The 13,609-nt window shown below is 40.2% G+C and carries 9 protein-coding genes and 1 tRNA gene; 7 read left to right on the top strand and 3 right to left on the bottom strand.

Translation table 11 applies throughout. From position 1 onward, the window contains the following. Positions 1–2 precede the first annotated feature (2 nt). From ACGE0T_RS04470 to ACGE0T_RS04455, 4 genes are all read left to right on the top strand, one after another. Positions 3–1,442 (top strand): DUF4906 domain-containing protein, encoded by a 1,440-nt coding sequence (locus tag ACGE0T_RS04470; RefSeq protein ID WP_459189336.1) that lies wholly within the window; start codon positions 3–5, stop codon positions 1,440–1,442. 25 nt (positions 1,443–1,467) lie between these two features. Beyond that, positions 1,468–3,435: a fimbrial tip adhesin FimD gene (gene fimD, locus ACGE0T_RS04465; protein ID WP_459189335.1), complete on the top strand. Its 1,968-nt coding sequence runs from the start codon at positions 1,468–1,470 to the stop codon at positions 3,433–3,435. A gap of 19 nt (positions 3,436–3,454) precedes the next feature. After that, positions 3,455–5,605 carry a COG1361 family protein gene (locus ACGE0T_RS04460; protein WP_459189334.1) on the top strand — a complete coding sequence of 717 codons (2,151 nt, stop codon included), beginning with the start codon at positions 3,455–3,457 and terminating at the stop codon, positions 5,603–5,605. Positions 5,606–5,737: 132 nt separating this feature from the next. Next, positions 5,738–5,824: transfer RNA gene (locus ACGE0T_RS04455), tRNA-Ser, on the top strand. A gap of 94 nt (positions 5,825–5,918) precedes the next feature. On the opposite strand, the gene ACGE0T_RS04450 is transcribed toward ACGE0T_RS04455, so the two are convergent. Next, complete coding sequence (locus tag ACGE0T_RS04450; protein WP_459189333.1) at positions 5,919–6,854, bottom strand: ISAon1 family transposase; 936 nt, start codon at positions 6,852–6,854, stop codon at positions 5,919–5,921. A gap of 22 nt (positions 6,855–6,876) precedes the next feature. Then, positions 6,877–7,242, bottom strand: coding sequence for an ISAon1 family transposase N-terminal region protein (locus ACGE0T_RS04445; RefSeq protein ID WP_459189332.1), 366 nt, complete (start codon positions 7,240–7,242; stop codon positions 6,877–6,879). Positions 7,243–8,042: 800 nt separating this feature from the next. Between ACGE0T_RS04445 and ACGE0T_RS04440 the strand changes: the two genes are divergently transcribed. The 3 genes from ACGE0T_RS04440 (at position 8,043) to ACGE0T_RS04430 (ending at position 11,014) form a co-directional block, all read left to right on the top strand. After that, positions 8,043–9,920, top strand: a complete 1,878-nt coding sequence (locus ACGE0T_RS04440) for an InlB B-repeat-containing protein (protein ID WP_459189331.1) — start codon at positions 8,043–8,045, stop codon at positions 9,918–9,920. Between the two features lie 113 nt (positions 9,921–10,033). Next, positions 10,034–10,324 (top strand): HU family DNA-binding protein, encoded by a 291-nt coding sequence (locus tag ACGE0T_RS04435; RefSeq protein ID WP_459189330.1) that lies wholly within the window; start codon positions 10,034–10,036, stop codon positions 10,322–10,324. Between the two features lie 396 nt (positions 10,325–10,720). Then, positions 10,721–11,014, top strand: coding sequence for a hypothetical protein (locus ACGE0T_RS04430; RefSeq protein ID WP_459189329.1), 294 nt, complete (start codon positions 10,721–10,723; stop codon positions 11,012–11,014). A gap of 51 nt (positions 11,015–11,065) precedes the next feature. Here the strand turns inward: ACGE0T_RS04430 and lon are convergent, their stop codons facing one another. Next, on the bottom strand, positions 11,066–13,528 hold the full coding sequence (gene lon, locus ACGE0T_RS04425; protein ID WP_459189328.1) for an endopeptidase La: 2,463 nt from the start codon (positions 13,526–13,528) through the stop codon (positions 11,066–11,068). Positions 13,529–13,609 lie beyond the last annotated feature (81 nt).

The following is a 13,609-nucleotide window of genomic DNA, read 5'->3' as shown; positions in this document are numbered from 1 at the left end:
TTATGGACACAAATTATCAAAATATATGGAAGATCAGCCTGTTGCTTTTAATTCTGTTCCTAGCAGCCTGCACCCGGGATGAATCTATTACGCCCGATAATAAAGATAATAAGCTGAAGCTTTATATCTCGACGCTGGCAACAAATGATAACCTGGCAAAAGCAGGAGACAGCAGTTTTTCCAGCCTCGCCCTGTATATCTTTAATGAATCGAACGGAGTCTGCGAATATTCTGAACTTATTCCGGAAATCAAACCGGAGTCTGTTACTGAAATAACACGGTCTGTAAATATATCTCCGCAAACAAAAGAGATTTATGCAATCGGGAATTATAATGAGGCGGGAATAACTCCGTCCATCCTTTTAACCGGTTCTACAACACGGGAAGAACTGGAACAATGGTCGATCAATAATAACCAGGCATTTACGGCATCGGGTATCCCGATGGTGGGAAAACAGACTGTAACCATCGATAATGTCCAGACATATGTAGACATACCAATGGAACGGCTGGTTTCACGGCTGGATATTCATATGTTTAAAAACAACCAGTTAAAGGATATACCGGTACATGTTATCTCTGTCGAACTCGTCAACCTGGTAACGAACACAAACGGGCAGTACAAAAGCAGGGAAATGTTATCGCCGGTTGAAAAGCAAAACATAACAACCGGACTCGACGCGTTATTGGATACGATGTCTATGGATGCTGTCGACCTGGCTCCGGAAAATGCGCAGGCTATATTTTACAGTTATCAGAATATTATGGCTTCGCCCACACCGGATGATAATATAACTCCTTATTTACGCATCACTGCTGAAATAAAAGGGGTAAAACATATTTATAAAGGATATATTACCGATAGTGGACATAATGAAGATAAATACAGTTTACTACGGAATACGGTTTATTCGGTCATCGCCATGTTGGAGTATCCGGATAATAAGTTACTGCTCCGGACCATTGTCCAACCCTGGACGGTCTCGCATTCGGAAATCGGTAATAAGGTAAATGACACGGATTATTCATTGGAAGCACTGAATGGTAATGATGCCGGGGCTTTGGGAGGATTCGTACAGTTTCCTTATATCAAAAACGGACAATCGCAAAACCAGACCTCTTATGCAGGTTTTACATTCCAATTGACGGCTCCTGCCGGAGCCGTATGGACTGCAACACTGAGCAACGGTCTTGAATTTGCATTCGCAACCACAGGCGAACAAGCCGGAACCATTGCTACTTCCAGAGGAATAGCCGGTCCGGAAACGCATACCATACGTATAGGTGCAACAAAACCTTGGGATGGTAAACTAAGAACAAGCAGCTTCTATATAACCGTCAATGGAACCAAACTGAAAATTAACCCGGAACAAAATGGCAAACGCAAATTTCCGGGGAACAGTGACACCGATATATTAATTACTCAAACGGAATACAAATAAAACCGGTAAAGGAGGACATTCGACTATGAAACTAAGATATAACCATATAATACTTTTTACCCTGTTTTCTATCTTCCTTGCATGTACGCAGGAAGATGACATGAATAACGGGCTAACATCAGCAAACAGACTTTCCCTGAAACTGGTTTTATCAGCCTCCGGAAGTACCCGTGCCCTGGTTGAACCGGGAGAAGACAATTTGAATGAAAATCTAATCAACACTCTCGATGTTTTCATCTATCGGGATGGGGATGAAACTTGTGCCTCTTACGAACGTAAAAAACCGGAAACTGATTTGACAAACATTGGAGAATATCTCCTTCCATTGGAAGCGACCCAGGACATGTTTATTTCGCAAACCAGCTATACTACATATGTTTTAGCTAACTATACCGGCAACATACCTGCCGGAGGATTAACGCTTTCCGAATTAAATGACCTAACCGTTTCTTCTCTTAATCCGGATAAGACCCAGGATTATTTCATCATGGATGGGCGGACTTCCATGGTATTGAATGATGGTCTCGTTATCGACAAGGAAATAGTTGTCTCCGTAAAAAGAGCTGCAGCAAAAATCCGTATCACCACGACTTATACAAACGGTTACACGGCATCTCCTACTACCGAGATCAGTAAGAAATTCATGCAGTATGCCGCCAGTGGAAATGCGTTGGACAATGGAACAATCATCTCGCAAACCTTGCAAAGTATGACCGGATTTACCAACATCAGTTCGGGTGCCGGCAACAACAGCCGGATTATCTTGTACTCCTATCCGAATGATTGGAATAAAAATATCCGTAACGAAACATATGCGATCGTCAATATTCCGGTAATCAGTCCGGAGGGCACGGAAATTTCACAGAATTATTATAAAGTACCCCTTAACTACCGGCTTTCATCAAATGATGCAGCAACAACTGCCGAGAAAGAGGCTTTATATAAATTACAGCGTAATTACCTGTATGATATTATCGTACAAGTTGACCAACCGGGAGCTGCAACCCCCGAAGCCGCAACCGAAATAAAAGGTACTTTTATTATTCAGGATTGGTCTACCAAAGAAGTGCTGGTTACAGTAGAAGGTATCAATTTCATTTATGTGAAAGATACGCACATCACTTTACCGAACAGTACGAAATTCACTACAACGTTCCAATCATCCACACCGGATGTAGAAGTCACAGACATAAAAGTGAACGGAACAGCGATTGCCAACAATACCAATGGCGTCAACATTATCTGCCAGTCCGGAGTAAAGAACGGAGCCATCCGGATAAACAGCTCGTTGCCGACCAATTTTGTAGAAAAAGCAATAGAGTTTACTGTTAGGAACGGAGCCGGGCTGACTCAAAAAGTAACTGTTGCCCAATATCCGGCCTTGTACATCGGAGCGGATATTTCAGCGGATGAACCGGGAGGCAGTCAGGGACAGAACAATAATAAAATGTATATTATCAGTTCATTTGTTGCCGATTTCTCGACACTGCCTGACCCGGACGAGTTCGATGAAACATTTCCGTCCGGATATTACCATTATGCTCCTCAACCAGCGCTCGGAGCCTCATATGCTAAATATATCCGCAACTATGGTATACTGGGCTACCCCAAAACAGACAGTGAAGGTGCTACAATAGACAATGAGGACAACAACCGTCGTATTTCTCCCCGCTTAATGCTGGCATCACAATATGGTGTTACGACCGCAAGCGATTACGCTTCATCCCGCTTAAAATGCAGGGATTACGTGGAAAACGACAAAACGACAGGCGAACGCTACAGTGATTGGAGAATGCCGACATTAGCAGAAGTCTACCTGACAGATGTTCTCCAGAATATAAAAGCCTGTGATGTAAAAGAAATTCTCGAAGGTGGATGGTACTGGAGCGCACGAGCCAGTGGAGCTGTCAACTTTATGGACCCTCGCGTAGGAAATACGACCGACTTCAACTCTCTTTTTACTTCGGTCAGATGTGTCAGAGATGTCAAATAAAAGCTAAAAAACAGATGTGATGAAAAAATTAATTTATACCTATATATTTATCAGCCTCGTTTTCTCCTCCTGCCAGGACGATAATCTGGTACCGGACAATAGCATGGCTGGAAAAATAAAGTTTAGCGGGTCTGTCTTCATGCCGGAATTGCAGATGCAAACCCGGGCTGCCAATATCGATTATGATCTAAAAGATTTATGGCTGCTGGTATTTGATGCCAAAGGTTTATTCCTCGAACGCGTACATGCTGACGAACTTACAATGAATAACAGTAGCGGCAGTTTCACTGCACAGGTCACCGACAAAGCAGGTTTCATTCATGCCATAGCCAACTACGATTGGACAGCATTTGATGACAATAGTTCTTTACAAAAAGACGAACGCGAATTATTGCCATCCCTCTATGGCAATACAATGATATTCTGGGGAAGAAGCGAGATAACACAACCCGCTTCCTCCGCTAATTTTACATTATTCCGCAACCAGGCAAAAGTAACGGTGGAAAGCAATGTGCCCAACTTCGTACTGACAGGATATGCCCTTTGTAATTATACAACATCCGGAACAGTATCGCCTTTTATCCCTGAACGTACCCCTAACCCGTTCCTGATAGAAGATGATAAACCGACCCTACTGCCGGGCAGCCTTTCCAAAACAAGCCAAAACGCAAACGATTGTACGGTTGAACCGAAATATATGTTCGAGAATCCCAATTACTCCAATGACCAATGTTACCTTATTATAAAAGGGAAACTGGACAATGGACCGGAATTATTCTATAAAATCCAGTTCCTTGATACCAATAAGCGTCCTTATACCATAGTTAGAAATATTCTTTACCGGGTTGTTATTGAAGGCTTCAACCAGCAGGCACATGGCAGTACTAATTTTGAGGATGCTATGAGTTCGGAACCATCCAACAATATCTATGCTGAAATATTCAAGGATTCTCCTTCTATCTCTGACAACAATAATAATATACTAACGGTCAGCCAGCTTTATTTTTTATTCACCAAAGCAGGGAAGCTCACAATAGCTACGCATTATACAGAGAACGGAATCGCTGCCGATTCTAAAATTAATGTATCCGTAGCCTATGACCAGGCAAATATCCTCAGTAATCTCAGCTACAATGGCAACGGAACCATCACGGCTGATATTGCTGCCGTTATAGCAGGTCAGAACGAAGCATCTATTGAGGTGAAAGCGGGTGTGTTATCCCGAACAATCACTGTCACTTCTACCGCATTATATAGCTTTGAACCGGCAAGCATATCCCCTAACCCTTATACGGAAAAGGAACAGGAAGTTGCGCTTACATTCCAAATTCCAACAATGATTCCATCTTACTTATTCCCGTTGAAATGTGAAATCTCAACAAGTAACCTATATCCTATCGGGTCCAATAAAGATATGGAAATAGAATTTTCCAATGGTACTTACAAGTATATTTACTGGGTCTATAACCCGGGAGAAAATACCTTAAATTTCAAAACCAGTGCGGAAGACAGTGATGAGACAATTACAATAGAGAACGACTACTTCCACACAGCCAACGTACCTATACAATCCCGTTCTTTCAATAATGTATCTGTCAATAATAATAATATTGTAAACTATGGTTCAGGCAGCACTGCTGTAGTCAGGTTTGACGTATCTGTGCCAAACAACGCACCAGCTTCTTATCCGCTTACAGTCCATATCAAGACGAGTAATCTGACAACCAACGATGTCAACTGGATTGCAGAGAACGGAGGATATAAAAGAACTTATACGGCTCCTGTAACAGGAACCCAAAGTGTCAATTTTATCTCTAACAAAGATGCCAGTGCCGAAGACATAGTTCTCTCGGCAGACGGTTTCCGTAATTCGACTGTCTATTTTGATAATGTACTGACAAAGAATAGTCCTCTTTTAAGTAATACGATTATGGTTAATTCAAACGGAACAGCATATTATATTCCACGATATAGTGTTACTTCTTCCAACCAGAATATTGTAAACAGTTTTACAACCAACCGTAACAGTTATTATTCATTTCAGGTAGAAGCGGGAGCCAAACTTTCCGACACTGTAACATTTCGTTTATACATTTCCAGCAACCAGCATTATGCAGGATCCTTAACCGTTCGTGAGCTTTTAGATAATCCGGCAATTATACTAAAATAGAAATCTCTGATTGCCAAGGAACTGCGCTGCAAAGTGGCTTTTTATCAAAAAATATCCTTAAAAAGCTTTGTTTATTCAGAAATATAAGCATATCTTTGCAGCGCAATTCTAGGGAAGAAGCGCAAAACTCAAGGAAGTTTGGGTGAGTGGCTGAAACCAACAGTTTGCTAAACTGTCGTACGGGTAACCGTACCGGGGGTTCGAATCCCCCAGCTTCCGCATAAAAAGCTACCAATTTGATTGGTAGCTTTTTTGTTTTAGTACAAAATCATACCGAAATCGGCTCATACTGAAATCCTGAGGGGATTAAATTTTAAGCATAAATATTAGCAAGCCTGAATAAGAAAAAAGTGACATCCCTCACCCCTCTGAGTTGTGCCCTGAAAGCTTTAATTTTAGCATTGAAGGATTCACTTGCAGCATTGGTTGGTCGTCTTCTAAAAAAGGCAACAATATTTAAGTAATGTGCTTGTATAGTCCTGGCTACAGTTCCAAAAGAAAGAAAACCGGATCTGTCTACCTCGTCATACCAATGTGCCAGGCGTGTCAAGGCAATATCTGCCGATTTTACCTGGTGATATATCAAGCCCAGCCTCATGCTTAAGTAATAGGCTTTCTTAATATCGGGATATTCCCGGAAAAGAATCCTGGCCCTTTTTCTTTGGCTCTCAGACCAAAGTTCATCTTTCTTGAATAAAAGGTACCGGCTTCTTGCCAACAGTTGTTTGCGGCTGTCCCCATTCTCAAATGTTTCAGGGACAAAGGGCTGACCGGATGTTTTTGCATAGGTAAGCTCGACCATTTCTTTATCCAATGCCTCCCATCGTGCCTTTATACGCATTTCCTGTACAGCTTCAAAAGCGAGCTTCTGAACATGAAAACGGTCGATAACCTGTTTGGCGGCAGGAAAACAAACACGGGTTATCTGAGCCATATTGGGAGCCATGTCCAAGGTGATTTCACGAACCTGAAAACGCCTGCGACGGGAAAGTTTGAGCAATACTTGAGAAACCTTTTCTGCGGATGTACCTTTAACCATGGCGATGATGGTACCTTTTTTACCTTTCGCATCTTTGTTTATCAGGATTGTATACAACTCTCCTGAAGAAAGAGCTGTTTCGTCCAGCCCGACATAGGGCCCTATGTTTTTCTCGAAGAGAATCCACTCTTGGGCATGGGAACGCTGTTCCCAATTCTTAAAATGACTCAGATGATTTTTGTATTGCGACTCCAGCTGTTTAGCATCCATCCCGTAATGATCCGCCAAAAGACTAATGCTTAGAACTCGAGAGTCGATCCAATGCTTTTAAAAAAGACGCAAACTCTGTCGTTATTTGCGTTCCTTCTGCCACTAATTTCCAATTGCGGCTTACATATTTACCTGTACGGTGATTGAACCAGCGACGTTTCTTGATAAACAATAAACAAGTACGACCACGCATCGGATAATCGTGCATCCTGACTTGTTCGTAAAAACCCTTGCTCTCTAATTTATCTGTTGTATATTCCGTGGAATGTATATTTTTCTCTTCAAAGTATATTTCTACCTGATCTGGCTTTTTTTGGAAATCTGACAACTCAAAATAATCGAACATTCCATCTGGAAAGATAAAACGAAGAAATTCATCGTAACTCATTGCTTTTCTTTTTTACTCAGGCTAAGATACGATTTATTATTTTAAACCCTCAGATTTTCGGTATGAGCCAGAAATAGTATTTTCATGGTATTAGTTTATAGGTTAGTAAGCCGCTCTGTCCTGGTGAAGGTCAAGCGGCTTTTTTACACAAACAATCTTTCCTGTCTTATGAAAAGCAATGCATATATGAGATTTTTAAATAAATAATCCATTCAAAGGAAGCAAATATATTTTATCTATTACTTTTGAAAATCAAAATATTTAATATTAAAAAGGAAGTATAATTCAAGATGATTTTTCCATAGTTCTATCAGAACTAATCTCCTACTTGTTAATTCATACTGCAAAGATATATGATATTTTTTAAATACAAACAATTTAATAGTTTTATTTACCATCTATTTTGTGTTTAATGTCTTGTATTAACCAGTATTATAATATGTATAAGAAGTTTATTTATACTGTAATATCAAATATTTAATTCTATTTACATATCTATTTATATTGATAATCAATGATAATAGTTTTGTTTGATAAAAGTTCTGATAGGACTAAGTCGTTTTAATAACTTGTATTAACTAAAGGGGATTTATAAATATTATAGTAACAAACTAAAGGGAGTAAGGGATATTAAATAGCAAACTCTATACTACATATGTGGTTTTTATACTATATGTAAAAGCTGTGTTATATCCTGATTGAAGAAGTGTTATTCATGTACCTATGCAATGAATAATTAAAAATGCGATTGTATTATGTATACTTTATATTCTTAATTAACAAACTAAGTTATTAAAATCATGAGAAAATTAATTTCATTGATGTTGCTTATGATGGTAATCGTCGTAGGCTGTAAAAAGGATGACCCGGTCATCTCAGAGTACATTGTAACATTCAACACACAGGGAGGAAGTAATATTGATGCCTTGAAGGTTGTGGAAGGACAGAAAGTAACGAAACCTCAGGACCCGACAAAAGAGAATTACATATTCTCCGGCTGGTACAAGGAAGCTGCATGTACAACTGTATGGGATTTTGAGAAGGAAACCGTAATGAGTAATGTGACGATTTATGCGAAGTGGGTTGAAGCGGCTCAGGCTTGTGTCGTAACCTTTGACGCACAGGGAGGAAGCGAGGTAGCCCCCTTGACTGTTAACAAGGGTGACAAGCTTGTAAAACCGACGAACCCGACTAAGGAAGATTGTAGTTTTTTAGGCTGGTATAAAGATGCCGCTTATACAAGTGCATGGGAGTTTGCAACAGATGTAGTGAATGAAAACATAACCTTATATGCCCGTTGGTCTAACCCCGGTGAAGCTGTATATACCGTAACATTCGATACGGATGGAGGTAATCCAATGGAACCTGCCTCTGTTAAAGCCAATGAGAAATTGACAATGCCTGCCAATCCACAAAAATTAGGCTTTAAATTCAGGGGGTGGTATTCCGATCCGGAAAAAGTTACAGTTTACGATTTTAATGCACCTGTAACCAGTGATATAACCCTTTATGTGAAATGGATGAAGTCTGAAATTGCTTTGGAGAACTTCAATACATCAGCATTGGCAGGAACCGGCGTTATATGGTATCCTGAAACTAAAACATTGGACATTACGGAAGCAAAAAAGAGTGGTACTATTTCATTTGACGTATTAGGTGTAAATACCATAACCCCCAACAGTGTGTTAGCAGCATACGACAAACATGCTAAATCCATTGGTGGCAAAGATAAACTGAATGAAATCCTGGTAGCGGGTGCTGCTGTAGATAATAAAATGGGCGTGGAAGTTAAGATTCCTGTTCAGACTCTGAGTGTACCCTTGGATATTTATGTGAGCATTAGCGATATCAGCAATCCTGAAGATGCAGAGGTAATAACCATCAAGAGTCGTCCGAACTATGCTGATACAGAGTACAAACCTGTAATGATGAAGACGACTGATGGTAAAACAGTCTTTTGGGCTCCGCTAAATGTGGGTGCGACTAAAATGCCGGAATCAGTAACAAATACAGCAGATACTGATGTCACAGAGTTTTGCGGTCAGTTATTCCAGTGGGGACGTAAATCAGGTGTGAGGGCAACCAACAAACAAGAGACATTAGATAGTGAGAATTATACAGCAAAAGTTTTCCCTACAGGTGAAGGTTACTTAAGCAGTATGTATTTGTGGGATGATAAGTTTATTGTAAGTAGTACTTCCGATCCTAATCTCCAAGGTAATTGGTTGTTATTTGAATCAGAGAAAGACAATCCAGAAGGAGCGGATATGAAAGACGATCTCTGGTATAATAAGTTATGGAATAGTGGCACTGAAGAAGATCCTATTAAAACGGAGACTGATCCTTGTCCTGAAGGTTGGCGTGTTCCGACAGCCTCTGAATGGATGGCAATCGGTGCAGGAAATACTGCTGTAACAAAGAATTGGGATGATACAAATAAAATACTGACTATCCCTGGTGCAGATGCAGAAGGTGAACAGAAGCTCGTTTTGCCTGCTGCGGGCCTCCGCCACACTACCGGCATTTTCAACTTTCAGGGTAGCCGCGGCTACTGCTGGTCGTCGTCGGTTCCGTCAGGCAATGTCAACGCTAGCTGCACGAACTTCAGTAGTGCCACGCTGGGCATTACCTCATACACCCGTGCCGATGGACGCTCGGTGCGTTGCGTCCAAGAATAAGAAAGGTCGGCGAATTAACTAAGGTTGTTCTTCGATTGCCGACCAGTTGATTGAATTATACTCCACCTTTCTTACTATTATAGGAAGGTGGAGATTTAATAGTAAAAATCTATATGAACAAAACAGAATTCATAAAACGGATGTCAAAGCGTATGTCTCTTCCTCCCCATACGATTTCCTGTTTCCTCAATGCGTTTAACGAGGAACTCGTCAATGTATTCAAGGAAGACGACCGCTTGATTATGCAAGGCTTCGGTTCCTATTATCTATATAAACGGACAGAGCGGAAAGGACACAATCCCAAGACCGGGGAGAAATGTATGATACCGTCTAAAACGAGTATCAAGTTCCGACCGGGGAAAAATCTTCTCGGGAAACTGAATCAGGACAAAAGTTCTAAATAAAGAATATCTATTGTATTGGGAAGAATTTATATAAAATTCTGGTATTTCAATTTAGATATATAGTTTGTAGATAAAAGTTAACCGAAACTTTAGCGATATCACATTATCAAATAAAAGGGAAATACTCCGGCTGTGAAGTCCGGGTATTTCCGTATTCTTACAATCAGTGTTAAATGGCAGCGACCTGTAGGGGTGGTTGCCATTTTATGTTTGTAGAGGACTTTATAGGTTTTGATAGAAAGAGTGCAACTCTGCTTATAAAAGTAAGATATTTTTTCTTTCAGATACAAAAATATAAGGCTTATATTTGCTTCGTAATGATAAAATATTATGCTTTTTCCGATTCATAGTTATAGTTTTTGAAAATCATAACTATGATTTCGGAAAACCATAACTATGAATAATATTAGATGTCATTTTTCGTGGCAGATGTTGTTTTTCAATTTCGAGGACTTTCCGGGGAGATTTTCTATGGAGTCCGCCTTCTTTTTAGGCCATGAAAAGGGTATATCCCTATACTTTTTCAATACGATTTTAATATCGTGTAATACAAATGGAGAAAAGAAGAAGGGAAGAAAGGTTAAGAAGGGATTATCGGTAAGGCTGGAAGAATGGTTAGACCGGTTGGTTACAGGAGAGCGTGTTGCCGGTCACGTGCATACGGCATCCAATTATGAAAGTGTTTTGTGAAATGAACCCTAAAAGTCGGGCAAAAAACTTTTAGGGTTCACTTCAAACTACTTAAAACAAAGGATTTGCAACTTTCTCCCTCAACAAAGCCAAATCAACCACCTGGCGAATATCCTCAACATAGTGAAAGTTCAAGCCTTTCAGATACTCCGGTTTAATTTCATCAATATCTTTCTGGTTTTCTTTACAGAGAATCAATTCTTTGATGCCGGCACGTTTAGCGGCAAGTATCTTCTCTTTTATACCTCCTACCGGCAATACTTTTCCACGCAAGGTAATTTCCCCTGTCATAGCCAAATTACTTTTTACCTTACGCTGGGTAAATGCAGACACTAATGAAGTGACCATTGTTATACCGGCACTCGGACCATCCTTAGGTATTGCCCCTTCCGGTACATGAATGTGTACATTCCAGCTCTCGAATAAATCTTCTGAAATTTTAAATTGCGATGCATGTGCATGAATATATTCAAGTGCCAACATGGCAGATTCTTTCATGACATCCCCTAAGTTACCGGTCAATGTCAGCTTGGAGCCTTTTCCTTTGCTCAAACTGGTTTCTACAAAAAGGATTTCTCCTCCTACAGCAGTCCAAGCCAATCCGGTAACAACTCCCGCATATTCATTTCCCTGATATTTATCTTTGGTATATTCTACCGCACCTAAATATTCATGCAAGTCTTCCGGAGAAATTTGAGTCGGAACCGGTTCATCCGCAGCTATTTTACGAGCCAATTTACGCATGACTTTAGCAATCTTCTTATCCAGTTCGCGGACTCCGCTTTCACGAGTATATGATTCTACAATTGCTTGCAAAGTTTTCTTCTGAAACTTTACTTTTCCCTTCGGTATGCCATGCGCCTCCCGTTGCTTCGGGACTAAGTGCCGGGCTGCAATCTCCACTTTTTCTTCCATGATATAGCCACTAACCTCAATCAGTTCCATACGGTCCAGCAATGGCTGGGATATCGTATTCAGGTTATTTGCCGTAGCGATAAACAACACTTTGCTTAAATCATAATCTATATCCAGATAGTTATCATGGAAAGCGTTATTTTGTTCCGGGTCAAGAACTTCCAATAAAGCAGAAGCCGGATCCCCTTTAAAATCATTTGTAATTTTATCTATTTCATCAAGTACAAACACAGGGTTAGACGTTCCAGCTTTTTGTAAGTTCTGGATAATACGCCCGGACATTGCACCTATATAAGTACGGCGATGCCCACGTATTTCCGCTTCATCATGCAAACCGCCTAATGAAACCCTGACATATTTACGATTCAGGGATTCTGCAATAGATTTTCCCAGAGAGGTTTTACCAACTCCCGGAGGACCATACAGGCAAATAATCGGAGATTTCATATCTCCTTTCAATTTCAACACGGCAAGATGTTCTATGATACGTTCTTTTACCTTCTCCAATCCGAAATGGTCACGGTCCAATACTTTTTGGGCATGCGCCAGATTGAAGTTATCTTTGCTGTACTCGTTCCAAGGCAGATTTACGATATTCTGTACATATTGGGTCTGGATTGAAAAGTCTGGAGATTGTGGATGCAAACGCTCCAACTTGCGTACTTCCTTTTCGAAAATCTCAGCAACATTTGAAGACCATTTCTTTTTGGCTGCCTTTTCACGCAACTCTCTAATCTCTAATTCATTGATATTTCCTCCCAATTCTTCCTGAATTGTTTTTATCTGCTGTTGAAGGAAATACTCTTTCTGTTGCTGATTGATATCTTCATGCGTCTTCATCTGAATAGCAGCCTTCAATTCTATTAGCTGATATTCACGGTTCAGAATAAACAATAACCGATAAGCACGGTCTTTCAAATCGCCTATCAATAATAAGTCCTGTTTCTCCGCTGCTCCGGTAGGTATATTACTGCATGCAAAATTGATCAGATAAATAATATTCTTATTATTCTTTATTGAAAATATCAAATCGCGAGGAGGTTCCGCATTTGCCGAAATCATTTTGATTGTCAAATCCTTAATGGTAGAAGTCAAAGCCTCAAACTCTTTATCGTTTTTTGCAGGCATTTTATCTTCCAACATAGAAATCTTACCGACCAGGAAGGGTTCCACAGAAGTCAACTCTTTCAGTTCAAAACGTTTTTTACCCTGAAGAATAACAGTTGTCGTACCATTCGGCATTTCCAAAAGACGCACAATTTCTGCGACTACTCCAACCGGATACAAATCCTTAAATTCAGGATCATCTGTTTCCATATCCCGTTGACAAACAACACCTATTAATTTTTTCTTATGGGAAGCCTCCTTTATCAGGCGCATGGATTTAGAGCGCCCAACCATAACAGGCATAGCCACACCCGGAAATAATACCATATTACGAAGCGGTAATATAGGCAGTTCTTCTCCCACTTTATCTACTCCTTCCGTAAAATCCTCATCTACATCACAATCCGTTAAAATAGGCATTACAATACCTATATTATCTTCCAAGTCATTGTACACCTCTTCAGCGAACATTGTTATCTTATCTTTCTTCATATATTACTCCCAAATCTGTCAAGCCTGTTTAATACAGCCATTCTTCTAAACTATTATACATTATATTGTGTCTATTCAATA

The sequence above is a fragment of the Parabacteroides sp. APC149_11_2_Y6 genome, assembly GCF_054506995.1.
The sequence above is the reverse complement of the archived record's forward strand: the minus strand, read 5'-3'. Positions and strand labels throughout refer to the sequence as shown.